Consider the following 25950-nt stretch of genomic DNA (forward strand, 5'->3'; position numbering starts at 1 on the left):
CGCTGATCATGTTTCGCCAGGAAGCGATCGATAATCAGAAAATGAAATGGCGTGGCCGGGCGCTCCTCCTTCCCGGCATTCCCTTTTGGCTCACGGCGGGACTCTGCCTGTTTTTCCTCATTGCTTTTCTCACCTTCACCATCGCCGGTACCTATACCCGGCGGGTCAACGTGACCGGTGAGATCAGCACTTATCCGCGGGCCGCCAATGTCTATTCCGCCGTCCAGGGGATAGTGGTCAAACAATTCGTCACCGAAGGGCAGGTGATTGCCGCCGGTGCCCCGATTTACCAGATTGACGTCAGCAAGAGTACCCGTAGCGGTGTGCTCAGCGACAACCAACGCCGGGATATCGATGGCCAGCTGGCGCGCATTGCGCAAATCATTAACCGACTGGAAAGCAGCAAGCAGGCCACGCTTATCATGCTGGAACAACAGAAGGCGCAATACACCGCGGCATTCACCCGCTCCACCGATATCCTCAAACGCGCCCAGGAAGGGATACGCATCATGAAGGAAAACATGGAGAACTACCGGCACTATCAGACCCAGGGGCTGATCAATAAGGATCAGCTCACCAATCAGGTGGCGCTGTATTACCAGCAGCAGAACAACCTGCTGGGCCTGTCCGGCCAGAACGAACAGAATGCGTTGCAGATCACCGCGCTGGAAAGCCAGATCCATATCCAGGCTGCCGAATTCGACAACCAGATTTACCAGATGGAGCTGCAGCGCTATGAGCTGCAAAAGGAGCGGCAAAACATCGATGCCACTGGCGATATTATCGTTCGCGCGCTGGCCGGCGGCCGCATCGATTCGCTGAGCGTCACGGTTGGCCAGATGGTCAACATTGGCGACAGTCTGCTGCAGATTATTCCGCAAAACATCGATCGCTATGCCCTGGTGCTGTGGGTGCCCAACGACGCCATCCCCTACATTGCCGCCGGCGATAAGGTCAATGTGCGCTATGACGCCTTTCCGGCGGAGAAGTTCGGCCAGTTCGCCGGCACAGTGTCCGTCATCTCCAAAGCCCCGGCCTCACCGCAGGAAATGCTCACCTACCAGGGGGCGCCCAAAGCGGCGCTGACCGCCGCCGTGCCTTACTACAAAGTGATCGTTATCCCGGAAAAACAATCCATTGCTTACGATGGTAAACGTCTGAGCCTGGAAAACGGCATGAAAGCGCAAAGCACTCTGTTTCTGGAAAAAAGGAAGATGTATCAATGGATGCTGTCGCCGTTCTACGACATGAAACACAGTGCGACGGGGCCGGTCAATGAGTAGGAGCACATTCAAACAGCGGGTCAGCCAACTGGATCTGCGGCTGCGCCACCGGGTTCCGATGGTGCACCAGACCGAGTCGTCGGAATGCGGGCTGGCCTGTCTGGCGATGATCTGCGGTTATTACGGCAAAAACATCGACCTGATCGCGCTGCGCCGGCAGTTCAATCTGTCATCCCGCGGTGCCACATTGGTTGGACTGACTGGTATCGCCGAGCAATTGGGGTTGAGCACCCGTCCTCTGTCTCTGGATCTGGACGAACTCGGTGCGCTAAAACTGCCCTGCATTCTGCACTGGGAATTCAACCATTTCGTGGTGCTGGTCAGCGTCAAAGGCCACCGCGCGGTGCTGCACGATCCGGCGCGCGGGCGCCGGGCCGTCAGCCTGACGGAACTGTCGCACAGTTTCACCGGCGTAGCGCTTGAGGCCTGGCCCGGCAGCGAATTCACCGCCGACAGCGTCCGCCATCGCATTCATCTTCGCACGCTGATTGGCAGCGTGCATGGCCTCAAGCGGGCGCTCGGCAAAATCTTTTGCCTGTCTCTGGTGTTCGAAACCATCAACCTGGTGATGCCCATCGGCACGCAGCTGGTGATGGATCACGCCATTCCTGCCGGAGATCGCGGGTTACTGTCGCTCATCTGCGCCGGATTGATGCTGTTTATCTTGTTGCGGGCTGCCATCGGCATGGTGCGGGCATGGTCAGGATTGGTCATGGCGACGCTTATCAACGTGCAGTGGCAGTCCGGGTTGTTCATCCATCTGCTGCGCCTGCCACTCGGTTACTTTGAACGGCGTAAGCTGGGTGACATTCAATCACGCTTCGGTTCGCTGGATACGCTGCGCAGCACTTTCACCACCAGTATCGTCGGCGCCATCATGGACGGCATCATGGTGATCGGTGTGTTGGTGATGATGGTGCTGTATGGCGGCTGGCTGACCTGGGTAGTGCTCACTTTCACCGCGCTTTATGTGTTGATGCGGCTGCTGACCTATGGATATTACCGTCAGCTGTCCGAGGAGGCGCTGGTGAGAGAGGCTCGGGCCGGCTCGTATTTTATGGAAACGCTGTACGGTATCGCTACCGTCAAGATGCAGGGCATGGCAGAACGCCGCATCGCTCACTGGCTAAACCTTGAAATCGACACCATCAACACGGGTATCCGCGTCACCAGGATGGACATGCTGTTTGGCGGGATCAACACCTTTATAGCGGCGTGTGACCAGATCGTCATTCTGTGGTTGGGAACCAGCCTGGTGATCGATAACCAGATGACCCTCGGCATGTTCGTGGCGTTCGGCGCCTTTCGGGGGCAGTTCTCCGACCGCATCGGGTCGCTGACGGAATTTTTGCTGCAGCTGCGCATGATGAGCCTGCATAACGAGCGCATCGCTGATATCGCCCTGCATCCGCGGGAGGCGCGTAAACCCGATCACCCTTACACGGCGGGGCTGCAACCTTTGGGATTGACGACCCATGCCCTGAGCTATCGTTACGACAGCCAGTCACCGGCTATTTTTGATGGCCTGGACATCAGCGTTGCGCCAGGCGAAAGCGTGGCCATCGTGGGCCCGTCCGGCGCCGGCAAAACCACGTTGATGAAGGTGCTGTGCGGACTGTTTACTCCAGATTCGGGGCGGGTTGAGGTGAACGGCGTCGATATCCGGCAGCTCGGCATCAACAACTACCACAAAATGATTGCCTGCGTGATGCAGGACGACAAACTGTTCTCCGGCTCGATCCGGGAAAATATCTGCGGGTTCGCGGACGAGGTGGACGATGCCTGGATGCAAGCCTGTGCCCGTGCCAGCTATCTGCATGACGTGATTTTACGCATGCCTATGGGATATGAAACACTGATTGGCGAGTTGGGGGAAGGATTGTCCGGCGGGCAAAAACAACGGCTATTCATAGCCCGGGCAATCTACAAAAAACCGGCTATTTTGTTTCTGGATGAGGCCACCAGCGCGCTGGATAAGGAGAGCGAAGCTGTGGTGAATCAGGCCATCAAGAGACTCAATATCACTAAGCTGATCATTGCCCACCGTGAAACGACCATTGCGTCGGCAGATCGGGTTATACATTTGGGATAAGGGGGGATATCACCCGCGGCACCGGCCATTTTCACTGTTCCCCCCTAAAAACCCAATAAATGGCGATGGGGCAAGGCTATTTTTGCTGCTCGCTTCGGCTTTCAATTTACGGCGCGGCGCATTGCGCGATATTCTGGTTTTCTGATGGGCTGACGGCGGATGAGGGAACCATGACAGACAGCCAGGCGTTTGAACAACAAAGCCTCGACAATCTGCTGAGCTATTGGCGGCGCCATCGCCGCCTGCCGGGCGCGCGCTATCCGGCCGGCCCGACCGACACCCTGTGCGACGTGCCGGGCGTCAGCGTCGGGCATCACACGCTGGCCGACGGCGAATGCCAGACCGGCGTTACCGCTATCGTGCCGCCGGGCGATCTGTTTAACCAGCCGCTGCCGTGTGGCAGCGCGGTGCTCAACGGCTTCGCCAAGCCGCTGGGGCTGGTGCAGCTGAACGAGCTGGGGGTGCTGCAAACGCCTATTCTGCTGAGCAACACCTTCGCCGTGGGCACGCTGTTCAACGCCATGGTGCGGCGCAGCTGTCTGCGTTACCCGCAGATTGGCCGCGGCAGCGCCACCATTAACCCGCTGGTGCTGGAGTGTAACGACGGTTACCTCAACGATATTCAGGCGATGGCGGTGCGTGAGGAGCACGTCTTCAGCGCGCTGGATAACCATTCCACCCGCTTTGCGCGCGGCAGCGTCGGCGCCGGGCGCGGCATGAGCAGCTTCGGCTTGAAAGGGGGCATCGGCACCGCCTCGCGCTATTGCCCAGGGCTTGGCACCACGCTCGGCGTGCTGGTGCTGGCCAACTTCGGCACCCTCGACTCGCTGACGCTGAGCGGCGTGCGCGTTGGCCAGGCGCTGGGCAAACTGTTGGCGGATCCGCCGCCGCAGGTGGACGCCGGTTCGGTCATTATCATCATCGCCTGCGATCGGGCGCTGGACAGCCGCCAGCTGAACCGCATCGCCCGCCGCGCGGGCGCCGGTTTGGGGCGGGTGGGCAGCCATTGGGGGCACGGCTCCGGCGATATCGCGCTGGCGTTTTCCACCCGGTTGCTGGGGGCGACGTTGCCGGACGAACGGCTGGAGCCGCTGTTTGCGGCGGCGGCGGACGCCACCGAATACGCGGTGCTGGATGCCTTGCTGAGCGCGGAAGGCGTCAGCGGTTTCCAGCAGCACGATCGTATGGCGTTGGGCCCGCTGCTCGATCGGCTGGCGGCAAATTAAATAACGGGAGTGTGATGTGAAAGTCTTTATCTCTGCGGATATTGAGGGTATTGCCGGCGTGATGCGGCCGGAGCAGTGCAACCCGGCCCATGCTGACTATGCTGCGGCGCGCGAGCTGATGGAGCAGGAGGTCAACGCCGCCATCGACGGCGCTTTTGCCGGCGGCGCCACCGAGGTGACGGTGGCCGACAGCCACGCGATGATGCAGAACCTGCGCGCCGATCGCATCGATGCGCGGGCGCGCCTGGTGCAGGGCAAACCGCGCGGGCTATCGATGGTGGAAGGGCTGCAGCATCAACGTTACGACGGCCTGATGTGTATCGGTTATCACAGCGCCGCCGGCGAACGCGGCGTGCTGGCGCATACCATCAATGGCCGGGCCTTTTACCGCGTCAGCCTGAACGGCGAGGTGGTAGGCGAAAGCGATCTGTATGCGGCGGCGGCGGCCGAGTTGAACGTCCCGCTGTGGCTGGTGAGCGGTGACGACGAGCTGCAACGCTGGATCGCTGAACGTTATCCGCAATCTGGCTATGTTTGCGTGAAACGCGCCATCTCGCAAACCGCCGCCGAATCGCTCAGCCCTCAGCGGGCGCGGGCGGAGATCCGCGAGCGGGCGATGCAGCAGGTGCGCCAGGGCGCCAGACTGCCGGTGGAGCGCCGCTTCATGCCACCTTACCGGTTGACGCTGATGGCGGCCAAACCGGTGCTGGCGGATCTGTTCAGCCTGGTGCCCGGCGTGCAGCGCCAGGACGCGCTCACCGTGGCCTTCGACAGCGACAACATGGCGGCGCAAATCCGCCTGCTCAGCGTCTTCTCCTCTCTGGCGACGACGCAGAGCTGACTCCCGGTGCGGGTTCCCGCCCGCACCGCACGATTCTCCAATAGAAAAACCCTCTTCAACATTAAGTCTACTGGATAATAGGCTACGCTAATTATTGCTCTGTTGCGCTATATCACCTGACGGGCGCGACAAGCCATTCCCATAACAAGATTTGTTTCGCCGAAGGCAGTGACGCCTTCGGTTTTTTTGGAGTCATGAGCAATGAGCATATCCCAAGTTCCGCTTTCGCGGCGGCGGTTTATCGTCGGCGCCGGGGCGTTGGTGATCGGCGCCTATCTGCCGTCCACCGGCGCGCTGGCGCGTTCGGCTGCCCCGACCGCCTCCGGCGCGGCGGCGTTAGACGCCAACGCCTTCGTTCAGATCGGCGCCGACGGCGTCGTCACCGTCATCAGTAAACACACCGAAGTGGGCCAGGGGGTCTATACCGGCATGGCGACGCTGGTCGCCGAAGAGCTCGATGCCGATTGGGCACAGGTGCGGGTCGTGGCCGCGCCGGTGGACACCAATATCTACAAAAACCTGGCCTTCGGATTCCAGGGCACCGGCGGTTCCAGCTCGGTGGCCAATGCCTATGAGCAAATGCGGCGCATGGGCGCCATGGCGCGCGCGCTGCTGGTGCAGGCCGCCGCGCAGAGCTGGAAAACCTCGGCGCAGGAAATCACCGTGCAGGCGGGCAAGATCCGCCATGCCGCCAGCGGGCGAGAAGCGGGCTTTGGCGAGTTCGCCGCGCTGGCCGCCACGTTGCCGCCGCCCGATCCCGCCAGCCTGACGCTGAAGGACCCGGCCAATTTCACCCTGATCGGCAAAACGCGCGGTTTGCACCGCGTCGATTCGCTGGCGAAAACCAACGGCAGCGCGCAGTTCTCGCAGGATATCCACGAGCCGGACATGCTGACCGTCACCATCAAGAAACCGCCGCGTTTCGGCGGCAAAGTGGCGACCTTCGACGCCGAGCGGGCGCTGGCGGTGCCGGGCGTGGTGGCGGTGAAGCAGGTCGCCACCGGCGTGGCGGTTTACGCCAAAAACACCTGGGCGGCGATCCAGGGGCGGGAACGGCTGCGGGTCACCTGGGACGACGCGCAGGCCGAACGGCGCAACACCGAGGAGATCTACGCCGAATTCCGCCAGGTGGCGCAGAAAACCGGCGTGGTGGCGAAGAGCCACGGCAAGCCGGACGAGGTGTTCGATAAGGCCGACAAGGTGATCGAGGCCGAATACACCTTCCCGTACGTCGCGCACGCGCCGATGGAGCCGCTGGACGGCTATCTGTTCTGGGACGGCGAGAGCGTCAAGGCGCGCTACGGCTGCCAAATCCAGACGCTCGATCACAAGCAATTGTGCGATCTGTTCGAGTTGCCGCCGGAGAAGGTGCAGATTGAAACCATTCTGGCGGGCGGCAGCTTCGGCCGGCGCATCGATTTAGGCAACCCGACGCTGGGGCCGGATCTGGCGGCCGACATGGCGGCGGCGGCCAAGGGCATCGGCCCCGGTCACGGCGTGAAGGTGGTATGGACGCGCGAGGACGACATCCGCAACGGCTGGTATCGCCCGATGATCCTGCACCGCCTGCGCGGCGCCATTCGCGGCGGCAAGGTGGTGGGCTGGACCGATACCGTGGTCGGCCACTCCTGGACGCGCCACAGCGCGATGGATGCGCTGGTGGTCAACGGGCTCGATCAAATGATGGTCGAGGGCGCCAGCGAGGTGTCATACACCTTCGAAGCCTTCCGCTGCGATGCGCACATCGTGCCCGGCAAGGTGCCGACCACCTCGCTGCGGTCGGTCGCCAGCACCCACACCGGCCACGCGGTGGAGAGCTTTATCGATCAGCTGTTGCAGGAAACCGGCCAGGATCCGGTCGAAGGGCGGCTGGCGCTGATGGGCGATGCGCCGCGCGCGGCGGGCGTGCTGCGGGCGGTAGCGAAAGCCGCCGGCTGGCAGGGCGCTAAAGTGGTAGACGGGCGCGCGCGCGGCGTGGGCGTCGCCAAGGCGTTCGATACCTATGTGGCGCAGGTGGCCGAGGTGTCGATCGGCGAGGGCGGCATCCCGAAAGTGCATAAAGTGTGGTGTGCGGTGGATTGCGGCGTGGCGGTGAACCCCGACGTGATCCGCGCGCAGATCGAGGGCGGCATCGGTTACGGCCTCAGCATGGCGCTATACGGCAATATCACGCTGAAAGACGGCGTGGTCGAACAGTCCAATTTCAATAACTTCCGCCCGCTGCGCATCGATGAGATGCCGGAGATCGAGGTGATCATCGTGCCCTCGACCGAGAAACCGACCGGCGTGGGCGAGCTGGGGGTGCCGACCATCGCCCCGGCGGTCGGCAACGCGCTGGCGCTGCTCGGGCGGCCACGCACTTCGCTGAGCCTGCCGCTGCATAATCCCACTGCGAATCCGGCGTCTGACAAGGAGAGAACCTGATGATTCATTTAACCGTAAACGATCAGCCGCTGACCTTTGAGGGCGATCCGCACATGCCGCTGCTGTGGTTTCTGCGTGACGAAGCCGGCTTGACCGGCACCAAATTCGGCTGCGGCATCGCCATGTGCGGCGCCTGTACCGTGCATCTGGACGGCGTGCCGGTGCGTTCGTGCATGACGCCGGTCTCCGCCGCCGTCGGCAAAAAAATCACCACCATCGAAGCCGTGGGCGCCACGCCGGAAGGCAAGGCGGTGCAGGAAGCCTGGCTTGATCTGGACGTGGTGCAGTGCGGTTACTGCCAGTCCGGCCAGATCATGAGCGCCAGCGCGCTGCTGGCGCAAAGCAAGGATCCGAGCGATGCGGACATCGACGCGGCGATGGGCGGCAACGTTTGCCGTTGCGCCACCTATGTGCGCATTCGCGCCGCCATCCACCAGGCCGCCAAGGCGTTGGGTTAGGGAGAGATGCGATGAGCAATGCCTTGAAAGGGCTGTTATGGCTGATTATCGCCGTGGTGGTGTTGGCGGGAGGATACGCGCTGTATACGCTGCTGCGGCCCACCGGCGCTGAGCCTGCGGCGCCGATCGCCGGGGCGCCGGCCGGCATGACCGACAAACTGGCGCGCGGCGAGTACCTGGCGCGCGCCGCCGACTGCGTGGCGTGCCACACCGCGCCGGGCGGCACGCCTTATGCGGGCGGCTTCGCCTTCAAGCTGCCGTTCGGCACCATCTACGGCACCAACATCACCGCCGACAAGGAAACCGGCATCGGCAACTGGAGCGACGATCAGTTCGTGCGCGCGGTGCGTGAGGGCATCGGCCCACAGGGCAACCTGTATCCGGCGATGCCTTATACTTCCTACACCGGGCTGAGCCGCGATGATGTGCTGGCGATCAAGGATTATCTGTTCAGTCTGCCGCCGGTGAAACAGGCCAACCCGCAAAACGAGCTGTCGTTCCCGTTCAACCAGCGTTGGGGCATGAAATTCTGGAACCTGGCGTTCTTCCAGGAGCAGCGTTTCGCGCCGGATCTCAACAAGGATGAACAGTGGAATCGCGGCGCCTATCTGGCGACGGCGCTCGGCCACTGCGGCGAGTGCCATACGCCGCGCAATCTGGGGTTCGGTCTTAACCAGAGCAAGCACCTGAGCGGTGAAGTGGTGCAGGGCTGGTTCGCCGCCAACATCACGCCGGACAAACAGACCGGCATCGGCGGCTGGAGCGACCAGCAACTGTCGCAATATCTGGCCACCGGCCATGCGCCGGGGCGCAGCAGCGCCGCCGGTCCGATGGCGGAAGCGGTGGAAAACAGCCTGCAGTTCCTGACGCCGGAAGATAATCTGGCGCTGGTGAAATACCTGCGCGACATCGAACCCATCGCCGGCGACAGCGCGGCGGCGGTGAACTTGCAGCCGAAGGGCGCGGGGGCTTCCACCCCGATCCTGCCGGGCGGGCAAGACAGCTCGCTCGGGCGGCGGATGTTCGCCAACGACTGCAGCGGCTGCCACCAGTGGAACGGGCCGGGCCGCCAGAGCGAGTATGCTTCGCTGGTGGGCAGCACGGCGGTGAACGATCCGCAGGGGCGCAGCGTGGTGCAGGCTATCCTGAAGGGGACGAGCATCAGCGTCGGCGAGCGGCATGAGATGATGCCGTCGTTCGGCAGCGCGTATTCCGACGAGGAAGTGGCGGCGGTCGCCAACTTCGTGGTCGGCCACTTCGGCGATAAGCAGGGCAGCGTCACCGCCAAACAGGTGGCGGAGCAGCGCAAGCAGTAACGAAAAGCGGCGAGGGAGATTCTCCCTCGCCGCGGCGTTATCGGCTGCGCCGCGACATCACCCGTTTGTCTTTCGGTCTATCCTGCCAGTCCTCAACCTGATTATTGAAGTTGTCCGCCAGCAGGTAGGCCGGGGTTTTCGCCAGCCAGTCGGACAACGAAATATCCTGATAAATGCCGTTGTCCATCACGATCAGTACCTTCAAATCCTCATCGCCGATGTTCTCGATGTAATGGCCGAAGCCCTGCGGCACGTAACCGACGTCCGAAGGGGCGTACTCTTCCGTCTGCGCGTGGCCGTGCGAGCTGAACACCGTCATGCGGCCTTTGCCGGCAATATAGTATTGCCATTCGTTGGCGTTGGGGTGCCAGTGCAATTCCCGGATCGCGCCGGGTTTCACGATCTCGATGATGCCGGTCATGGTGGTGGAAATGGGAAATTCTTTCGACGACACCAAATGGACGCTGCCGGCGTCATTTTCAAAGAACGGCTTTTGCTTCATTAATTCATAGCGGTGGGTCAGCGGGGCATTATTTAATCCGCCGTCGTTTTTCGGTAATGGCAAGGTGGGCGGAACGGCGCCGCCGACAATATAAGCTTCGCGCTGTTTGGCCTTGGAAAATACCGCCGCCGACATGTCGACGCTTTTTTCCAATACCTCTTTCGGCATATGCGCCACCCAATCGGTGATGCTGAAGGTGCCGAATTCGGAGAAATGGCCGTTATCGAACGCCAAAATAAAATGCGCGCCGTCCGCCAGCGCCTGAATGGAATGGCCGTAGCCTTTCGGGAAATACCAGACGTCGCCGGGGCCGAAATCCGCCACCTCACATTTTCCCTCGGGATCGAGGATGGTGATGCGCGCATGGCCTTCCAGCATGAATGCCCATTCGGCGGCGATGGCGTGCCAATGCAGTTCGCGCACGCCGCCCGGCTCCAGCGTCATGTCGACGCCCGCCACGCCTTCGGAGATCGGGAATTGCTCGACGGTAGCTTCGCGCGCCCAGCCGCTGGGCAGGCTGCGTTTTTTGCTGTCGGTGAATTTGTATTTATAGAGATGTTGCGCATCGGCAGGCGGCTGATAGCTGCTGGGGGGCATGATATTGCGATGGTCGTCGGCAGCGGCATTTTTGGTGATGCCGCCGATCATGCCGGCGGCGGCCGCGCTGACGGCGGAGACTTTCAATATATCACGACGCGATAGCATAGCATTTTCTCCAATATAAAGCCGTGCGCCTGCAGAAGCAGGCGACGGGGAAGGCGCGATCGCCATTGAAATGATTTTTGTCATCGGCGGGAATAGGCTGTGACCCTTAAATCCTAGCGGCTGGAATGTATTGCGTAGGCGTTTATTTGTTTGCGTTTGTTACTAAGTGAGAGCGGGTTTAATTATTCATTGTTAATCTCAATAGTCATGGATATGAATTAATCTTCCCCTGTAATTAAATAAACAAAGTGTCAATGAAACGCATTATTTTGGGTTATTTCCTTCCGATTGCGCTATGGGTGTGCGCAAAAAGCGTGCAGCGGCGACATTGCAGTGCATTTACGCTAAATCGTGACGCCTTTCACAACGCTGACGTCTGGCTATTGCCGAGTATTCGCGAGTATGGTGATACTTTTAGCGCGGTCGAGAAGACCGCACACCATTTTTATTGCGGCGTGTTACTGCTAAAGCAGGCAAGACCAAAATAGGAATGCACTTCTCCTTGTGATGAGGCGCATTTCCATTTTGGTCTTTTTTTTTTTGCATTTTACCGGGGAAGACGATGGACTATCAAAAACTTGGCTTAGAAATATTGGCGCGGGTCGGCGGTAAAGGCAACGTCAGCAAGCTGACGCACTGCGCGACCCGTTTGCGTATGGAATTCAACGACGACGCTAAAGTGGATTCGAAGGCGATCGAAGCCCTGCCGGGCGTTATCAGCGTGGTGGTGCGAGGCGGCCAGTTTCAGATCGTGGTCGGCAATAACGTGCAGCAAACGTTCCGCGTGCTGCAAAAGGAGATTGGCCAGCCGCAAACCGGCGCTCAAAAGCAGCAGCCGAAAGGTGGCGTGGTGTCACGGATTATCAGCGTGATTTCCACGACCTTTACCCCGGTGATCCCGGCCATTACCGGCGCGGGGATGATCAAGGCGCTGCTGGCGATCCTCAAGCTGGCCGGGGCGATAGATCCCGCCGGCACGACCTATCGATTGCTGGATACCGTCGCCGATGCGGCCTTTTTCTTCCTGCCGGTGCTGTTGGCTTACGGTGCCGCGATAAAATTCGAGTGCAATCCCATCCTGGCGATGACCCTCGCCGGCGCGTTGCTGCACCCTAATCTGGCTCAGATGCAGGCGGCGGGCGCCGCGATTGATTTTCTCGGCATTCCGGTGCGGCTGGCGGATTATGCCGGCTCGGTGTTGCCGATCATTTTTACCGTGTGGCTGATGTCCTATATCGAGCGGTTTGCCGAGAAAGTTTCGCCGACGATGATCAAGTTCTTCACCAAACCGATGATCGTGCTGCTGGTCACCGCGCCACTGGCGTTGGTGGTGGTCGGGCCGTTCGGCATTTTCCTCAATGACATGGTGGCCGCCGGTGCGGCGATCGTCGATGGCAAGGCCAGCTGGCTGATTCCTATGTTGATGGGCGGGCTGCAGCCATTTTTGGTGATCACTGGCACCGCCTGGGCGATGACACCGATCGCCACCGGCCAATTGACCAAGAATGGCTTTGAGATGATTAACGGGCCGGGCATGTTGGCGTCCAATATTGCACAAGGTGCGGCGACGCTATGTGTGGCATTCCGCACCAAGAACACGAATTTGCGCCAGTTGGCGTCCTCCGCCGGTTTTACCGCGTTGTTGGGGATCACTGAACCCTCGCTGTACGGGGTGACGCTGAAACTGCGCAAACCGTTGATCGCGGCGATGATCGGCGGTGGCTGCGCCGGCATTTACGCCGGGTTGAGCGGGTTGGTGCGTTATGCCTTCGTTTCTCCTGGCCTGGCCGCTTTGCCGGCGTTTATCGGTGAGAACCCGATGAATATCGTGCACGCGCTGATCACTTGCGCCATTGCCATCGTCGTGACCTTTGCCCTGACCTGGATCCTTGGCTTCGACGATCCGGTCGAGGAGACGAACGACGAGACTCAGGTGGCGGCGGCCGACGAGGTATCGCCGGTTTTCAGCCCGCTGACCGGCAAAGCCGTGACGTTGGATCAGGTCAACGATGACGTTTTCTCCCAGGGCTTGTTGGGCCAGGGCATGGCGATCATACCGTCGGAAGGCGTGCTGCGTGCGCCGCTGGACGGCGAGATCGTGACTTTCCTGCCGTCAAAACATGCGGTCGGCATCAAGGGGGACAACGGCGCGGAGCTGTTGCTGCATATCGGCATCGACACGGTAAACCTGGGTGGCCAACACTTTGACTCCGGACTGCAGATCGGCGATCGCGTGAAGGCCGGCGACGAGCTGGTGCGTTTTGACATCGGCGCGATCGCCGCATTGGGCTTCGATCTGACGACGCCGGTATTGATCGTCAACAGCGAAGCGTTTCAGGTTCAGGTGTTACCTAAGCCGCATGGCGTTCATGCCGGTGAGACGATTATGGCGCTGAAGGCCAATAAGGAGCCGGCATGATTTATCAACGCTTGCACGATTTCCCCGCCGAGTTTCTCTGGGGCGCGTCGACTTCCGCCTATCAGGTGGAGGGCGCATGGAATGAAGACGGCAAAAGCCCGTCGATCGTCGATATGCTCGAACATCCCGCAGGCACGGCGGATTTTACGGTGGCCAGCGATCACTATCATCGCTTTCGCGAGGATGTGAAGCTGTTCGCAGAACTGGGGTTAAAGGCCTACCGGTTTTCGGTTGCGTGGACGCGCGTGTTGCCCGAAGGCGTCGGCGAAGTCAATGCGCCGGGGTTGGCGTTTTACCGGCAGTTGATCGACGAATTGCTGGCGCACGGCATCGAGCCGGTGGTGACGCTGTATCATTTCGATCTGCCGTATGTGCTGGAGCAGCAGGGCGGCTGGTCCAATCGCGCCACCATCGAGGCTTTTGTCACTTATGCCGGCGTGCTGTTCGACGCCTTCGGCGATCGGGTGAAGTATTGGCTCACCATCAATGAACAGAACACCATGATCCTGCACCCCGGCGCTATCGGCACGCCCAAAGGCGGTGCGTTGCCTGACAAACGGACGCTGTATCAGCAGAGTCATCATATGTTGGTCGCTCAGGCCAAAGTCATGGCATTATGCCATCAGCGCTGTCCCGGCGGGAAAATTGGCCCGGCGATCAATACCACCTCGATGTATCAGGAGACCTGTAATCCGCTGGATGCCATTGCCGCTCATAACTGGGAGACGTTGCGCTGTTGGAGTTTTCTCGATGTGGCGGTGCATGGCCGCTATAACGCCCTGGCCTGGCGTTACCTTGAGGATCGGGGGTGGTCGCCGGACAGGGAGCCGGAGGACGCGGCGCTGCTGTTGGCGGCACGACCGGATTATGTGGCGATCAATTACTATTCCACCGCCACGATCGCCGCCAGCCGCGGCGACGGTTCAGACGTGAGCGCACGCGCCGGCGATCAGCAAATTATGCTCGGCGAACCGGGTGTGTATCGTGCGGCGGAAAACCCGTTTGTCGGCAAGACGCGCTACGGATGGGTGATCGATCCGGTTGGCCTGCGCTTAACGCTGCGCAAGACCTTCGAGCGCTATCACCTGCCGATACTGATCACGGAGAACGGCATTGGCGCGCCGGATGAATTGCGGGCGGATGAGACTATCGACGACGACTATCGCATTGAATTCATGCGGCAGCATGTCGAACAGATGCGGCTGGCGATCAACGATGGCGTCGAGCTGCTCGGTTACTGCCCGTGGGCGGCGATTGACGTCGTCAGCACGCATCAAGGTTACGCAAAGCGCTATGGATTTATCTACGTGAACCGCGGAGAACGGGATCTTAAGGATCTGCGGCGCATCAAAAAACGCAGTTTTGACTGGTATCGGCAGCTTATCGCCGCCAATGGCCGGTTGGGCAAATAAGCAAGGTGACGGCCGAGACGATGAAAGTCATTAAGGTGCTCAACAACAGTCTGGTGTTAACCGCGGACGACGATAACCGTGAGGTTATCGTCATGGGCAAGGGAATTGGTTTTAACAGCAAAACCGGAGACGAGATCAACTCGGCCGCCATTGAGAAAGTGTATGTGGTGCAGGAGGGGCAAAAGGGGCGGGATTACCTGCGGCTGATTGAAACTGCCCCGACGGAGCACATCGAAATTGTGCAGATGATCCTCAGTGAGGCCAATCGCCAACTGAACGGCAACATTAATGAACAGATTTTCTTTACGCTGGCGGATCACGTCAGTTTTGCTATCGAACGTCATCACAAGGGTATCGCCATCCAAAACCGCCTGCTGTTCGAGGTGAAGCGTTTCTACCCGCGAGAGTTTGCGGTGGGGCTGCAAGCCTTGGCCTACATTAACCAGCGGCTGAATATCCAACTGCCTGAAGAGGAAGCGGGCAATATCGCCTTTCACCTGGTCAACGGCCAGACCGAAGTGCAAAACATGGAGCACACGTTGCTGGCGGTGAAGATGCTGAAAGATATTTTCAATATCATCAAGTATCACTTTCGCCTCAATATCGACACCGATTCGCTGAACTACGCGCGCTTTTTAGTGCATATGCAGTTCTTTATCCAGCGCATGCTCGACGGCAAACAGATGACCTCGAAGGCCGACTTTCTGTTTGCCCAGATGACGGCCGAGTATCCGCATGCCTATCGCGGCGCGCTATTGATCCGCGATTACGTGAAGAATCTGCTGCAAATGGAGATGTCGAACGATGAGCTGCTGTATTTGATGATCCACCTGACGCGCATCACCGATCAGCCCGAGGCCTGAACCGCCTCGGCGACCAGTTCGCGAAAGCGCTCGACGATCGGCGAGGCCGGGCTATGGCGCAGCGCCAGGTAAAGCGGGGCGCTGAGCTGCGCTTCTTCGGCGATCGTGCGGTAGACAATGCCGTCGCCGCCCAGCCGCCGCATCGAGCCGGGCACGATTGACAACCCCAGCCCGGCGCCGACCAGGCTGAGGGTGGCCGGCAGGCGCGGCGCTTCCTGCACGATGCGCGGGCTGAAGCCGGCGCGGTGGCAGGCGGCCAGGATGGCGTCGTACAACCCCTGACCGGCGGGGCGGCGATAGAGAATAAACGCCTCGTGGGCCAGTTCGGCCAGCGGCAGCGGTTGCCGCGTTTCTTGCGCCAGCCGGTGGCCCAGCGGCAGGGCGACGATCATCGGCTCGCTGAGCACCGGCTCGACGCTCAGGCCGGGAATGCCGTTGGCCGGCGAGCGCACGAAGGCGGCGTCGAGGCGCTGTTCCAGCAACGCCTCCATCAGTTCGCCGCTGCCGGCTTCTTCCAACTGGGTGGTGATGCCCGGCAGGATATCGCGATAGCGGCGCAGCAGGTTGGGCACGAACGGATGCAGCGCGGCGGAGCTGGTGAAACCGATGGCGATATAGCCCTGCTCGCCGCGGGCGGCGCGCTGTACCGCTTCGCGCAGGCGTTCGGCGCGCGCCAGCAGGGCGCGGGCCTCTTCAAACAGCACGCCCCCCGCTTCGGTGACGCGCACGCCGCGCGGCAGGCGCTGCAACAAGGTTACGCCCAGTTCGTCTTCCAGCCCCTGCAGCAGGCGGGTCAGCGGCGGCTGTTGGATAAACAGCCGCTCGGCGGCGCGGGTGATGTTGCCTTCTTCCACCACGGTGACGAATGCCCGCAGGCGACGCAGTTCGATCATAGCCATACCTCAAAGGTATCTTTGGTTTTTCCGGAATGCATTAGACATCATGGCACGGCGGCGCGCATGATACCAGACATCAAAACAAGCGATGTGGAATGGCAATGTCATGTCAGATATCAATACGTTAAAACCGCACCCGGCAGCTGCGCCGGGTAATGCAGAGCTGTTTTTGGGCTTTCTGTGGCTGGGGCTTATCGGCTTCGGCGGTGTGCTGCCGATGGCGCGCAGTATGCTGGTGGAGCGCCGGCGCTGGCTGAGCAGCGAACAGTTTACCGAGCTGCTCGGTCTGTGCCAGTTCCTGCCCGGCGGCAATGTGATCAACCTGTCGGTGGCGGTGGGCATGGAGTTTCGCGGGCTGCGCGGCGCGCTGTGCGCTTTGCTGGGCCTCATCAGCGCACCGACGGCGATCGTGGTGGGGCTGGGCGTGGTGTACGCCCGCTTCCAAAACGATCCGCATGTGCAGCATGTGTTCGCCGGGCTGGCCGCCGCCGCCGCCGGGCTGCTGCTATCGACCGGGATCAAGATGCTGCTGCCGCTGCTCGGTAAATGGCCGGCGCTGGCGATCGTCGCGCTGGCGCTGATCGCCATCGCCTGGCTGCGCCTGCCGCTGTTGCCGACCATGTTGGTGCTGGCGCCGCTGAGCATTCTGCTGATGTGGCGGTGGCCGTCATGAGCGGGGTGTTGATGGCGTTGGCGCTGATCTTCACCGAGCTTTCTTTATTGGCGTTCGGCGGCGGCATGACCATTCTGCCGGAAATGCAGCGGCAGGTGGTGGAGGTGCATCAGTGGATGAGCGCCCAGGAGTTCAGCGCGCTGTTCGCCATGGCGCAGGCCGCGCCGGGGCCGAATATGATGATCGTGCCGCTGGTCGGCTGGCACGTCGCCGGCTGGGCGGGGCTGCTGGTGTCTTCGATCGCCAAGTTCGGGCCGTCTTCTATTGTTACGCTATTGGTGATGGGCGCCTGGCGGCGCTTTAAGGATCGCCCGTGGCGCCGCATCGTGCAGGCCGGACTGGTGCCGCTGACCGTGGGGTTGGTGGCGGCCAGCGGTATCTTGATCGCCGAGGCTTCCGCGCCCAGCTGGCGGCTGGCGGCAATCGTGGCGCTGGCGACGGGGTTGAGCATGAGCAAGCGCCTCCATCCGCTGTGGGTGCTGGCGGGCGGCGCGCTGCTCGGGTTGCTGTTCGCCTGAAGGGTTAGCGCGGGATCAGCACAAAGCGCGAAGGGCCGTTGCGGTCGATCAGCTCATAGCGCTTCGGCGCGGTCAGGGCCAGAAACGCCACCATGCTCCCTTCGGCGTCGGTCAGCGTCATGCCGTCCGGCGTCGGCCGCCAGGCGACCGGCAGCGCGTGCAGCGCCAGCGGCTGCAGGCATTGGGCGGAGGCGCTGAAACGGAAAGCGTTGGTGTTGGCGACCGCTTCGTCGCTCAGCTGCACCTCGCAGACGGTTTTACCGTCGCCGATGGCGGCGAGCTGCCAGTCGCCCTTCAGCGCGGCGGGTTCCAGCAACGGCAGTGAACTGCCCAGGGCACTGCTGCACAATATGCTCATAACGACTCCTGTCAGGCTGGCGCGGCGCAAGGCGCGCATAAGGAAATGGGTTGGCATCGGGTCACTCCTTTCGGCTGTCCGTTCACACTTTAGCACGTACCCATCTTGATGATGAGGGAAGGATTAGGTTTTTTAATCCTCGATTATTCTGATCCAATCGGCGATAAAATGCGCAAAAAGACGAATAATTAACCCGTTAATGCGCTCATTTTTCTCATTAATATAGTGAGAATACAAATTGTTACGCGTATCTCCAACTCAATGCCCGGCGTGGTGAAGCCAGGCCGGGCGGGCTCGCGCCAGCCGGGTGAGTCACTATACTGGTCATTCCTAAGCCTTGGCTTAGATTAGAACGACTGATGAGTAGTCTTACAAAGCGAGTGGGTTCCTATTGTGTAAAAGGAGAATACAATGCGCAGTCGCCACAACGACATTTTGCAAGATGACGATGAGTTCACCAGCCTGAGCGCCACATCCCCCAACGATCATAACTATCAGTTTTACTATCACCAGCCCGGCAGCATTTATGACGGATTGGGTTACGGCGCGCTGTTCACGCTGGACAACGCTAACCTGTACAGCAATCAGCGCGGCGGGGCAGCCATCGACAACCTGGGTAAAATCCGCGATAACTTCAGCTTCGATCGCGCCGCCGATCAGCTGACGCGGCCGGGCCTGACGCACAACGGCGATCAGGTGTATCATCAGTCGGTGGCGCTGACCTACTCCTTCCTGACGCAGAGCGCGCTGAACCGCATCGGCCAGACCGGCGACGGCGACAAGGGGCTGCAGCCACTGACCCAGGCGGCGCAGGCTCAGGCGCTGAAATCGATGCAGGCGTGGGCCGACGTGGCGAACGTGACCTTTACCGAAGCGGCGTCTACCGATATCAACCACCGCGCGGACATCACCTTCGCGTACTTCACCCAGCGCGCCGACGGCAGCACCGCCGCCGGCAGCGGCCCGAATGCCATCAACGCGTACGCCTATTACCCGCCGAGCTCCAAACCGGGCAGCGATAACGCCTTTGCGGGCACGGTGTGGTTCAACAAAAACTTCGCCACCCATCAGGCGCCGGTTAGCGGTGACTTCAGCAGCCAGACCTTCACCCACGAGTTGGGGCATGCCCTGGGGCTGGCGCACCCGGGATCTTATGACGCGTCGCTGGGCAACCCGAGCTACCAGAACGATGCCGCCTATTATCAGGATTCGTTGCAATACTCGATCATGAGCTATTTCAACGCCGGTTATACCGGCGCCGATACCAAAGGGGTGTACGGCTATGGCCCGATGGTGGATGACATTGCCGCGATCCAGAAGCTGTACGGCGCCAACATGAACACCCGCACCGGCGACACGGTGTACGGCTTCAACTCCAACACCGGGCGCGATTTCCTGACCGCCACAGCGGACAACGGCAAACCGGTCAACTTCGCGGTGTGGGACGCCGGCGGCAACGACACGCTGGACTTCTCCGGCTACAGCCAGCAGCAGATGATCAACCTGAACGACGGTGCGTTCTCCAGCGTCGGCGGCGGCACGCAGAACGTCGCCATCGCGCGCGGGGCGATCATCGAGAACGCCATAGGCGGCAGCGGGCGCGATGTGATCATCGGCAACGATCAGGACAACCTGCTGGCGGGCAACGCCGGCTCCGATATCCTGTACGGCGGCCTGGGGGCGGATCATCTGTGGGGCGGCAAAGACGCCAATAACTTCACCGACTATTTCGTCTATCTCAACGCCAAAGAGTCCACGGTGGCGGCGTTCGACGTGATTGAAGACTTCGAGCACGGCATCGACAAGATCGATCTCTCCGGCCTGCGCTTCAACAACAGCCTGAGCGAGCTGCGCTTTATCGACAGCGGCAGCGCCTTCAGCGGCCAGAAAGGCGAGATCCAGCTCAACTTCGACGCTTTCAACGGCACCACCGATCTGCTGATGAACACCCAGAGCAACAGCTATGCCGCCGACTTCAAAATCCACGTGGTCGGGCAGGTGGAGCAGAGCGATATTTTGTTTGCCTGAGGTGAGGAAGGGGAAGAGAAAAGGGCCGACCGGCCCTTTTTTTACGACTGGGCCGCCGCGGCGCTTTCCGCCACGAAAGAGCCGGTTTTCACCGCGCCGGCACGGCGGTAGTGAGCCACAATGACGCCGCCGGGCGAGACCACCGAGTGGGCCAGCGTGAAGGCCGCCGGCGCCGCGTTGTCATCGAACAGCCGCTTGCCGCCGCCGAGCAGCACCGGGTAGGTGAGCAAGCGCAGTTCATCCACCAGATCGTTGGCCAGCAGCTGTTGCATCAGCGTGCTGCTGCCCTGCACCAGCAGCACCGGCCCCTGGGTGCGCTTCAGCTCGCGCAGCCGGGCGAGGATGTCTTGCCCCAGCCACTGGCTGTTCTCCCACGTCAGCGTCTCGCCGTGGTGGGTGGCGACGTACTTGGCCGCCTGATTGAACACGCGGGCGATGTCGGCGGAAAACGGGTCGGCCTCGTCGGTGATATGCGGCCAGTAGCCGGCGAAGATATCGTAGGTGCGCCGCCCGAGCAGCAGATCGAAAGGCGCAGAGAAAAGATCGCTCATCGTTTCCGCGACGGCGTCATCCCAATAGGGCGCGGTCCAGCCGCCGAAGCGAAAACCGCCGCTGCGGTCTTCGTCCTGCCCGCCGGGCGCCTGCATCACGCCGTCGAGGCTGACGAACGCACTGGCAATAATCTGTCGCATGGCTGTCTCCTGCAATTGAGTGCCAGTTGAAAGTTTAGCCGCCGTGCGGCGGCCGCGCCAACCGGCCGCTCAGGGTTGCAGCGCCTTGAGCAACGCCTGATGGAAGCGCGCCGGCTCCTCCATTTGCGGCGCATGGCCCAGCCCGGCGAACTCGATCAGCGTGGCGTGCGGGATCAGTTTCGCCGCCTGCTTGCCCAGCACCGCGTAATGCCCGATTTTGGCCTTGACTGCCGGCGGGGCGATATCGCTGCCGATGGCGGTGGTGTCAGCGGTGCCGATCATCAGCGTGGTGGGCGTCTGCAGATCCTTGAACTCGTAATACACCGGCTGAGTGAAGATCATGTCGTAGATCAGCGCCGAGTTCCACGCCACCAGGCGGTGGCCCGGCCCGTTGTTCAGCCCGGCCAGCATATCCACCCAGCGATCGTACTCCGGCTTCCAGCGGCCGCCGTAGTAGGTGTGCTGCTCATAATTGCGGATGCCCTCGGCGGTGGTGTTCAGCTCGCGCGCGAACCATTGATCGATGCTGCGCCACGGCACGCCTTTCGCCTTCCAGTCCTCGAGGCCGATCGGGTTGACCATCACCAGCCGTTCCACCGCCTGCGGATACATCAGGCTGTAGCGCGTGGCCAGCATGCCGCCGGTGGAGTGGCCGATGACGATGGCCTTGCTGATGTTCAGGTTCTGCAGCAGGCCGTGGGTATTTTGCGCCAGCTGCTGGAAGCTGTACTGGTAATGCGCCGGCTTGCTGGAGGAGCAAAAACCGATTTGGTCCGGCGCTATGACGCGGTAGCCGGCCTTGCTCAGCGCCTTGATGGTGTCCTGCCAGGTGGCGGCGCAGAAGTTTTTACCGTGCAGCAACAGCGCGGTGTGGCCGTTGGCGGCGCCTTCCGGCGGCACGTCCATATAGCCCATCTTTAACGGCTGCCCCTGCGAGGTGAAGCTGAACTGCTGCAACGGGTAGGGGTAGTGAAAGCCCTGCAGTTCCGGGCCGAACGTCGGCGTTTCGGCGGCGCCGGCGTTGAACGCGGCCAGCGCGGCGCACAGCAGCGCGCTACGGGTGAATCTCAGCATCCTGATCTCCTGAAAAACGGACGAGAGCCGAGTATAGCCACAATCAAGGCGTTGGCGCGCCAGTGGTTTCAGATAATTCTGTAATATGACGGTTTGATTCCCGGCCAGATTCCGGCAACGCTCTTTTGCACAGTGAACGCGGTCACGCCGTGCAACATTGGCGACGCCTGATGGTTTTATTTCAAGGCTAAGTTATGCGATGCTTAAGCATTATTTATGCAAAAGGATCCTCGCATGTCCGCTTTATCCCGCTGCGCTTTCAGCGAAGGCAGCGTCGCTTTGCCGGAAGGCTATGCCGATCGCACGGTCAACGTCCTGTTGGCCGGCGATGATGTTTCCCCCTCAGTCAATATTTCCCGCGATGCGCTGCAGCCGGCGGAGAACCTGGAAGGCTACGTCACCCGCCAGCTCGATGCGCTGGCGCAGGGGCTGAAAGGCTGGGCGTTCAAAAGCCGCGAGCCGGCAACGTTGGGCGATGGGCTGGCCGCCGGTGAGTGGGTGCGCGCCAGCTACCTGCGCGACGGCAAACGCATCTGGCAGAACCAGGCGGTGTTCGCGCTGGCGGAGGGGCGGGTGCTGGTATTCACTCTGGCGATGGCGCGCAAGCTGACGCCGCAAGACGACGCGCTGCTGCAGCAGGTGCTGAGCAGTTACCGGGCGGCCTAACGATGAACTCTTTGCGTAAAAGGACCTTACGATGACCGAAGCGGCTCGCGTCGGCGATATCATCGGGCATTCCCATGCCCTGGCCGGCATGATTGCCGGCACCCTTGTCGGCGGCCTGATCGCCGCCGCAGGCGCGGTGGCGGCGGGCGCGCTGTTCGTCGCCGGCCTGGCGGCTTCCTGTATCGGCGTCGGCGTGCTGCTTATCGGCGCCAGCCTGGCGGTGGGGTATCTCACCGGGGAGGCGGCCACCGCGGCGCGCGACGGCATTGCCGACGCCGGTGCCGGTAGCCTGACCCCCAAAGGCAATATCGTCACCGGCTCCCCCAACGTCTTCATCAATGGCAAACCCGCCGCGCTCGCCACCAACAGCCAGGTGGCCTGCAGCGACGACGGCCCGAGCATGCAGATGGCGCAGGGCTCCGACAAGGTCAGCATCAACGGCCAGCCCGCCTCGCGCGTGGGGGACAAAACCAACTGCGACGCGCAGGTGATGGAAGGCTCGCCCAACGTGTTTATCGGCGGCGGCACCGTCACCACCTTGCCGATCAAGCCCGAAGTGCCGGATTGGCTGTACAAGGTCTCTGACCTGACGCTGCTGTTCGCCGGCCTGGTGGGCGGCGTGGGCGGCGCCGCCGGCAAGCTGGGGGCATTGGGCAAACTGTTGGGCAAGCTGCCCGGCATCAACAAACTGGCGCGCATCGCCTGCCGCGCCGGCACCCTGATGACCGCCACCGCCGCGGTCGGCATTATCGCCCGGCCGGTGGATATCGTCAGCGGCCAGAAATTCCTCGACGGCGAAGACGATCTCGATTTCGTGCTGCCTTCGCGCCTGCCGGTCGCCTGGCAGCGCTATTGGCGCAGCGGCAACCCCGGCGACGGCGTGCTGGGCCGCGGCTGGAACCTGTTCTGGGAGAGCAGCCTGCAGCCGTATCAGGACGGCCTGGTGTGGCGTGCGCCTTCCGGCGACTTCGTCGCTTTCCCTATGGTGCCGCGCGGCCATAAAACCTACTGCGAAGCCGAAAAATGCTGGCTGATGCACAACGACGACGGCAGCTGGCAGCTGTTTGACGTCGGCGAACAGATTTTCCACTACCCGCCGCTGGCGGGCGACCAGCCGAGCCGGCTGAGCATGATCACCGACGCCATCGGCAACGCCACCTCGCTGTTCTACGACGATGAGGGACTGCTGAGCGAACTGGTGGACAGCGCCGGGCAGCGCCTGATGTGCCGCTATGCGCAGGGCCGCCTGCGTGAAGTGGCGCTGCAAACCGCCGACGGTGAACGAACGCTGGCGCGCTACGGTTACGATGAGCAGGGCCAACTGACGACGGTGAGCAACCGCGCCGGTGAGGTGACGCGGCGCTTTGGCTGGCGCGACGGCCTGATGATCAGCCACCAGGACGCCGCCGGGCTGCTGAACGAATACCAATGGCAAGAGATCGACGGCGTGCCGCGCGTGACGGCCTACCGCAACAGCGCCGGGGAGTCCCTTGAGTTCGGTTACGACTTCGCCGGCGGGCGCCGCAGCGCGGTGCGCGGCGACGGCAAACGGGCGGAGTGGCGGCTGGATGACGACGACAACGTGGCGCAGTACACCGATTTCGACCAGCGCCGCTACGGTTTCATCTACCAACGCGGCGAGCTGTGCAGCGTGCTGCTGCCCGGCGGCGCGCAGCGCCAGAGCGAATGGGATCCCTACGGCCGCCTGCTGTCGGAGACCGATCCGCTCGGCCGCGTGACGCGCTATCAATATTCGCGCAACAGCGGCCGGCTGTTCGCCGTCGCCTACCCGGACGGCAGCAGTGAGGCGCAGCATTGGGACACGCTGGGGCGCCCGACGCGCTATGTCGATGCGCTGGGCAATGCCACGCTGTACCGCTATCCGGATGACGAAGAGAGCCTGCCAGCCAGTGTGATCGACGCACTGGGCGGGGAAGTGAAGCTGGAGTGGGACGCCCGCGGCCAGCTGACGCGCTACACCGACTGTTCCGGCAGCGTGACGGCTTATACCTACGATGCGCTGGGGCAACTGACGACGCAGACCGATGCCGAAGGCCATCAGACGCGCTACCTGTGGGATAACGGCGGCCGCCTGCATACCCTGATCCACCCGGACGGCGGCGAAGAGCGCTTTAACTGGAACGCGCACGGCCAGCTGGCCGAACATCAGGACGCGCTGGGCAGCCTGACCCGCTGGCAGTACAACGCCCTGGGGCTGCCGGTCAGCATCACCGATCGCATCAACCGCACCCGGCGCTATCACTACAGCCCGCAGGGCTGGCTGACGCGCCTGGAGAACGGCAACGGCGGCGACTACCGCTTCAGCTACGATGCGGTGGGCCGCGTGCTGACCGAAGAGCGCCCGGATGACACCCGCCACTATTATCGCTACGGCGCGGCCGGGCTGCTGGAGGAGCACCGCGAGGTCGGCTTGCCGGGCAGTGCGGGCGAGCTGACGCAGCGCGAACAGCGCTTCCGCTTCGACGAGGCCGGGCAGCTGGTCTGGCGCGGCAACGCCAGCGCGGAATGGCATTACCGTTTCGACGCCATGGGGCGGCTGCGCGAGCTGAACCGCCTGCCGACGGCGAGCGGCGCGGCGCTGGGCATCGAGCCGGACAGCGTGCAGATGCGCTATGACGCCGCCGGGCGGCTGCTCGGCGAACAGGGCGTGAACGGCGAGCTGCAATACCAGTGGGATGCGCTGGCCAACCTGCAGGCGCTGACGCTGCCGCAGGGCGATCGCCTGCAGTGGCTGTATTACGGCTCCGGCCACGCCAGCGCCATCAAATTCAACCAGCAGGTGGTGAGCGAATTCACCCGCGATCGCCTGCACCGGGAAACCGGCCGCAGCCAGGGCGCGCTGCAGCAGCAGCGGCGTTACGATGCCATGGGCCGCCGCAGCTGGCAGAGCAGCGCCTTCGGCCACGATAAACTGACCCGGCCGGAAGACGGCGTGCTGTGGCGCGCCTATCGCTACACCGGCCGCGGCGAGCTGGCCGGGGTGAGCGACGCGCTGCGCGGCGAAGTGCACTACGGTTACGACGCCGAAGGCCGCCTGCTGCAACACCGCGAACCCAATCAGGGCAAACCGGGCGCGCGGCTGGTGTACGATCTGGCGGATAACCTGCTGGGCGAACGCAGCCCGCAGAACGACATCGACGCGCACCTGCCGCTGGCGCCGATCGCCGACAACCGCCTGACGCACTGGCAAAAACTGTTTTACCGTTACGACGCCTGGGGCAACCTGATCAGCCGGCGTAACGGCCTGTACGAACAGCACTACCGCTACGACGCCGACAACCGGCTGGTGCAGGCGCACGGCCGCGGCCCGCAGGGCGAGTTCGAGGCGCAGTACCATTACGACGCGCTGGGCCGCCGCAGCCGCAAAGCGGTGCGCTATAAGGGCAAAACCGAACAGACGACCCGTTTCCTGTGGCAGGGCTACCGGTTGCTGCAGGAGCAGCGCGACGACGGCAGCCGCCGCAGCTGGAGCTACGATCCGGC

General features: G+C 62.1%; 20 protein-coding genes. 15 read left to right on the forward strand and 5 right to left on the reverse strand.

All coding sequences use genetic code 11. The annotated features are described in order from the left end of the window. The first annotated feature begins 8 nt into the window (after positions 1–8). The 7 genes from ACTJJ6_RS04545 (at position 9) to ACTJJ6_RS04575 (ending at position 9640) form a co-directional block, all read left to right on the forward strand. Positions 9–1283, forward strand: coding sequence for an HlyD family secretion protein (locus ACTJJ6_RS04545; RefSeq protein WP_193842758.1), 1275 nt, complete (start codon positions 9–11; stop codon positions 1281–1283). Continuing rightward, on the forward strand, positions 1276–3375 hold the full coding sequence (locus ACTJJ6_RS04550; RefSeq protein WP_440802246.1) for a peptidase domain-containing ABC transporter: 2100 nt from the start codon (positions 1276–1278) through the stop codon (positions 3373–3375). The genes ACTJJ6_RS04545 and ACTJJ6_RS04550 overlap by 8 nt, the downstream gene beginning before the upstream one ends. Positions 3376–3545: 170 nt before the next feature. Then, positions 3546–4601, forward strand: a complete 1056-nt coding sequence (locus tag ACTJJ6_RS04555) for a P1 family peptidase (protein ID WP_021504539.1) — start codon at positions 3546–3548, stop codon at positions 4599–4601. A 16-nt stretch (positions 4602–4617) separates the two neighbouring features. After that, the gene (locus ACTJJ6_RS04560) at positions 4618–5442 is read left to right on the forward strand and encodes a M55 family metallopeptidase (protein WP_015377804.1); all 825 of its coding nucleotides are present in this window, start codon (positions 4618–4620) and stop codon (positions 5440–5442) included. A gap of 201 nt (positions 5443–5643) precedes the next feature. After that, the gene (locus tag ACTJJ6_RS04565; protein WP_049298996.1) at positions 5644–7866 is read left to right on the forward strand and encodes a xanthine dehydrogenase family protein molybdopterin-binding subunit; all 2223 of its coding nucleotides are present in this window, start codon (positions 5644–5646) and stop codon (positions 7864–7866) included. After that, positions 7866–8324 (forward strand): (2Fe-2S)-binding protein, encoded by a 459-nt coding sequence (locus tag ACTJJ6_RS04570; RefSeq protein WP_004940763.1) that lies wholly within the window; start codon positions 7866–7868, stop codon positions 8322–8324. Before ACTJJ6_RS04565 ends, ACTJJ6_RS04570 begins: the two co-directional genes overlap by 1 nt. An 11-nt stretch (positions 8325–8335) precedes the next feature. Beyond that, complete coding sequence (locus ACTJJ6_RS04575; RefSeq protein WP_016927822.1) at positions 8336–9640, forward strand: c-type cytochrome; 1305 nt, start codon at positions 8336–8338, stop codon at positions 9638–9640. A 37-nt stretch (positions 9641–9677) separates the two neighbouring features. Here the strand turns inward: ACTJJ6_RS04575 and ACTJJ6_RS04580 are convergent, their stop codons facing one another. Continuing rightward, on the reverse strand, positions 9678–10847 hold the full coding sequence (locus ACTJJ6_RS04580; RefSeq protein WP_440802251.1) for a cupin domain-containing protein: 1170 nt from the start codon (positions 10845–10847) through the stop codon (positions 9678–9680). 562 nt (positions 10848–11409) lie between these two features. On the opposite strand from ACTJJ6_RS04580, the gene ACTJJ6_RS04585 reads away from it, so the two are divergent. The 3 genes from ACTJJ6_RS04585 to licT are packed head-to-tail and all read left to right on the forward strand — an operon-like array spanning position 11410 to position 15541. Further along, positions 11410–13266 (forward strand): beta-glucoside-specific PTS transporter subunit IIABC, encoded by a 1857-nt coding sequence (locus tag ACTJJ6_RS04585; RefSeq protein ID WP_016927820.1) that lies wholly within the window; start codon positions 11410–11412, stop codon positions 13264–13266. Further along, complete coding sequence (locus ACTJJ6_RS04590) at positions 13263–14678, forward strand: glycoside hydrolase family 1 protein (RefSeq protein WP_049298999.1); 1416 nt, start codon at positions 13263–13265, stop codon at positions 14676–14678. Before ACTJJ6_RS04585 ends, ACTJJ6_RS04590 begins: the two co-directional genes overlap by 4 nt. Before the next feature lie 20 nt (positions 14679–14698). Continuing rightward, a complete protein-coding gene (gene licT / locus ACTJJ6_RS04595; RefSeq protein WP_151254804.1) occupies positions 14699–15541 on the forward strand; it encodes a BglG family transcription antiterminator LicT in 843 nt (280 codons plus the stop codon). Here licT and ACTJJ6_RS04600 read toward each other — a convergent pair. Further along, positions 15526–16440, reverse strand: coding sequence for a LysR family transcriptional regulator (locus ACTJJ6_RS04600; protein WP_337055331.1), 915 nt, complete (start codon positions 16438–16440; stop codon positions 15526–15528). The genes licT and ACTJJ6_RS04600 overlap by 16 nt on opposite strands. Positions 16441–16543: 103 nt before the next feature. Here ACTJJ6_RS04600 and ACTJJ6_RS04605 point away from each other — a divergent pair, with 103 nt between their 5' ends. Next, entirely contained in the window at positions 16544–17110 is a 567-nt protein-coding gene (locus ACTJJ6_RS04605; RefSeq protein WP_049299001.1) for a chromate transporter, read from the forward strand. Beyond that, complete coding sequence (locus ACTJJ6_RS04610; RefSeq protein WP_028127817.1) at positions 17107–17628, forward strand: chromate transporter; 522 nt, start codon at positions 17107–17109, stop codon at positions 17626–17628. Before ACTJJ6_RS04605 ends, ACTJJ6_RS04610 begins: the two co-directional genes overlap by 4 nt. A 4-nt stretch (positions 17629–17632) precedes the next feature. Here the strand turns inward: ACTJJ6_RS04610 and ACTJJ6_RS04615 are convergent, their stop codons facing one another. Then, positions 17633–17986 carry a protease inhibitor Inh/omp19 family protein gene (locus tag ACTJJ6_RS04615; protein WP_016927814.1) on the reverse strand — a complete coding sequence of 118 codons (354 nt, stop codon included), beginning with the start codon at positions 17984–17986 and terminating at the stop codon, positions 17633–17635. A 411-nt stretch (positions 17987–18397) separates the two neighbouring features. Between ACTJJ6_RS04615 and ACTJJ6_RS04620 the strand changes: the two genes are divergently transcribed. Beyond that, positions 18398–20014 carry a serralysin family metalloprotease gene (locus ACTJJ6_RS04620; protein WP_016927813.1) on the forward strand — a complete coding sequence of 539 codons (1617 nt, stop codon included), beginning with the start codon at positions 18398–18400 and terminating at the stop codon, positions 20012–20014. A gap of 41 nt (positions 20015–20055) precedes the next feature. On the opposite strand, the gene ACTJJ6_RS04625 is transcribed toward ACTJJ6_RS04620, so the two are convergent. Together ACTJJ6_RS04625 and ACTJJ6_RS04630 are read right to left on the reverse strand one after the other, a co-directional pair. Next, complete coding sequence (locus ACTJJ6_RS04625) at positions 20056–20706, reverse strand: dihydrofolate reductase family protein (protein WP_164053681.1); 651 nt, start codon at positions 20704–20706, stop codon at positions 20056–20058. Between the two features lie 69 nt (positions 20707–20775). After that, positions 20776–21780: an alpha/beta fold hydrolase gene (locus ACTJJ6_RS04630; RefSeq protein ID WP_049299004.1), complete on the reverse strand. Its 1005-nt coding sequence runs from the start codon at positions 21778–21780 to the stop codon at positions 20776–20778. 234 nt (positions 21781–22014) lie between these two features. On the opposite strand from ACTJJ6_RS04630, the gene ACTJJ6_RS04635 reads away from it, so the two are divergent. Further along, complete coding sequence (locus ACTJJ6_RS04635; RefSeq protein ID WP_049207056.1) at positions 22015–22446, forward strand: DcrB-related protein; 432 nt, start codon at positions 22015–22017, stop codon at positions 22444–22446. Positions 22447–22477: 31 nt separating this feature from the next. Then, positions 22478–25950, forward strand: a 3473-nt coding sequence (locus ACTJJ6_RS04640) for a PAAR domain-containing protein (RefSeq protein ID WP_440827391.1), incomplete at its 3' end; no start/stop codon positions are given.

The organism is Serratia sp. 22278 (assembly GCF_052045405.1).
GTDB classification, from domain to species: domain Bacteria; phylum Pseudomonadota; class Gammaproteobacteria; order Enterobacterales; family Enterobacteriaceae; genus Serratia; species Serratia marcescens.

Bases quoted from the DNA above. Each gene is read 5' to 3' on its own strand.
- ACTJJ6_RS04545 (WP_193842758.1), top strand. From the start codon at position 9: ATGTTTCGCCAGGAAGCGATCGATAATCAGAAAATGAAATGGCGTGGC.
- ACTJJ6_RS04550 (WP_440802246.1), top strand. From the start codon at position 1,276: ATGAGTAGGAGCACATTCAAACAGCGGGTCAGCCAACTGGATCTGCGG.
- ACTJJ6_RS04555 (WP_021504539.1), top strand. From the start codon at position 3,546: ATGACAGACAGCCAGGCGTTTGAACAACAAAGCCTCGACAATCTGCTG.
- ACTJJ6_RS04565 (WP_049298996.1), top strand. From the start codon at position 5,644: ATGAGCATATCCCAAGTTCCGCTTTCGCGGCGGCGGTTTATCGTCGGC.
- ACTJJ6_RS04570 (WP_004940763.1), top strand. From the start codon at position 7,866: ATGATTCATTTAACCGTAAACGATCAGCCGCTGACCTTTGAGGGCGAT.
- ACTJJ6_RS04575 (WP_016927822.1), top strand. From the start codon at position 8,336: ATGAGCAATGCCTTGAAAGGGCTGTTATGGCTGATTATCGCCGTGGTG.
- ACTJJ6_RS04580 (WP_440802251.1), bottom strand. From the start codon at position 10,847: ATGCTATCGCGTCGTGATATATTGAAAGTCTCCGCCGTCAGCGCGGCC.
- ACTJJ6_RS04585 (WP_016927820.1), top strand. From the start codon at position 11,410: ATGGACTATCAAAAACTTGGCTTAGAAATATTGGCGCGGGTCGGCGGT.
- ACTJJ6_RS04590 (WP_049298999.1), top strand. From the start codon at position 13,263: ATGATTTATCAACGCTTGCACGATTTCCCCGCCGAGTTTCTCTGGGGC.
- licT (WP_151254804.1), top strand. From the start codon at position 14,699: ATGAAAGTCATTAAGGTGCTCAACAACAGTCTGGTGTTAACCGCGGAC.
- ACTJJ6_RS04600 (WP_337055331.1), bottom strand. From the start codon at position 16,440: ATGGCTATGATCGAACTGCGTCGCCTGCGGGCATTCGTCACCGTGGTG.
- ACTJJ6_RS04605 (WP_049299001.1), top strand. From the start codon at position 16,544: ATGTCAGATATCAATACGTTAAAACCGCACCCGGCAGCTGCGCCGGGT.
- ACTJJ6_RS04610 (WP_028127817.1), top strand. From the start codon at position 17,107: ATGAGCGGGGTGTTGATGGCGTTGGCGCTGATCTTCACCGAGCTTTCT.
- ACTJJ6_RS04615 (WP_016927814.1), bottom strand. From the start codon at position 17,986: ATGAGCATATTGTGCAGCAGTGCCCTGGGCAGTTCACTGCCGTTGCTG.
- ACTJJ6_RS04620 (WP_016927813.1), top strand. From the start codon at position 18,398: ATGCGCAGTCGCCACAACGACATTTTGCAAGATGACGATGAGTTCACC.
- ACTJJ6_RS04625 (WP_164053681.1), bottom strand. From the start codon at position 20,706: ATGCGACAGATTATTGCCAGTGCGTTCGTCAGCCTCGACGGCGTGATG.
- ACTJJ6_RS04630 (WP_049299004.1), bottom strand. From the start codon at position 21,780: ATGCTGAGATTCACCCGTAGCGCGCTGCTGTGCGCCGCGCTGGCCGCG.
- ACTJJ6_RS04635 (WP_049207056.1), top strand. From the start codon at position 22,015: ATGTCCGCTTTATCCCGCTGCGCTTTCAGCGAAGGCAGCGTCGCTTTG.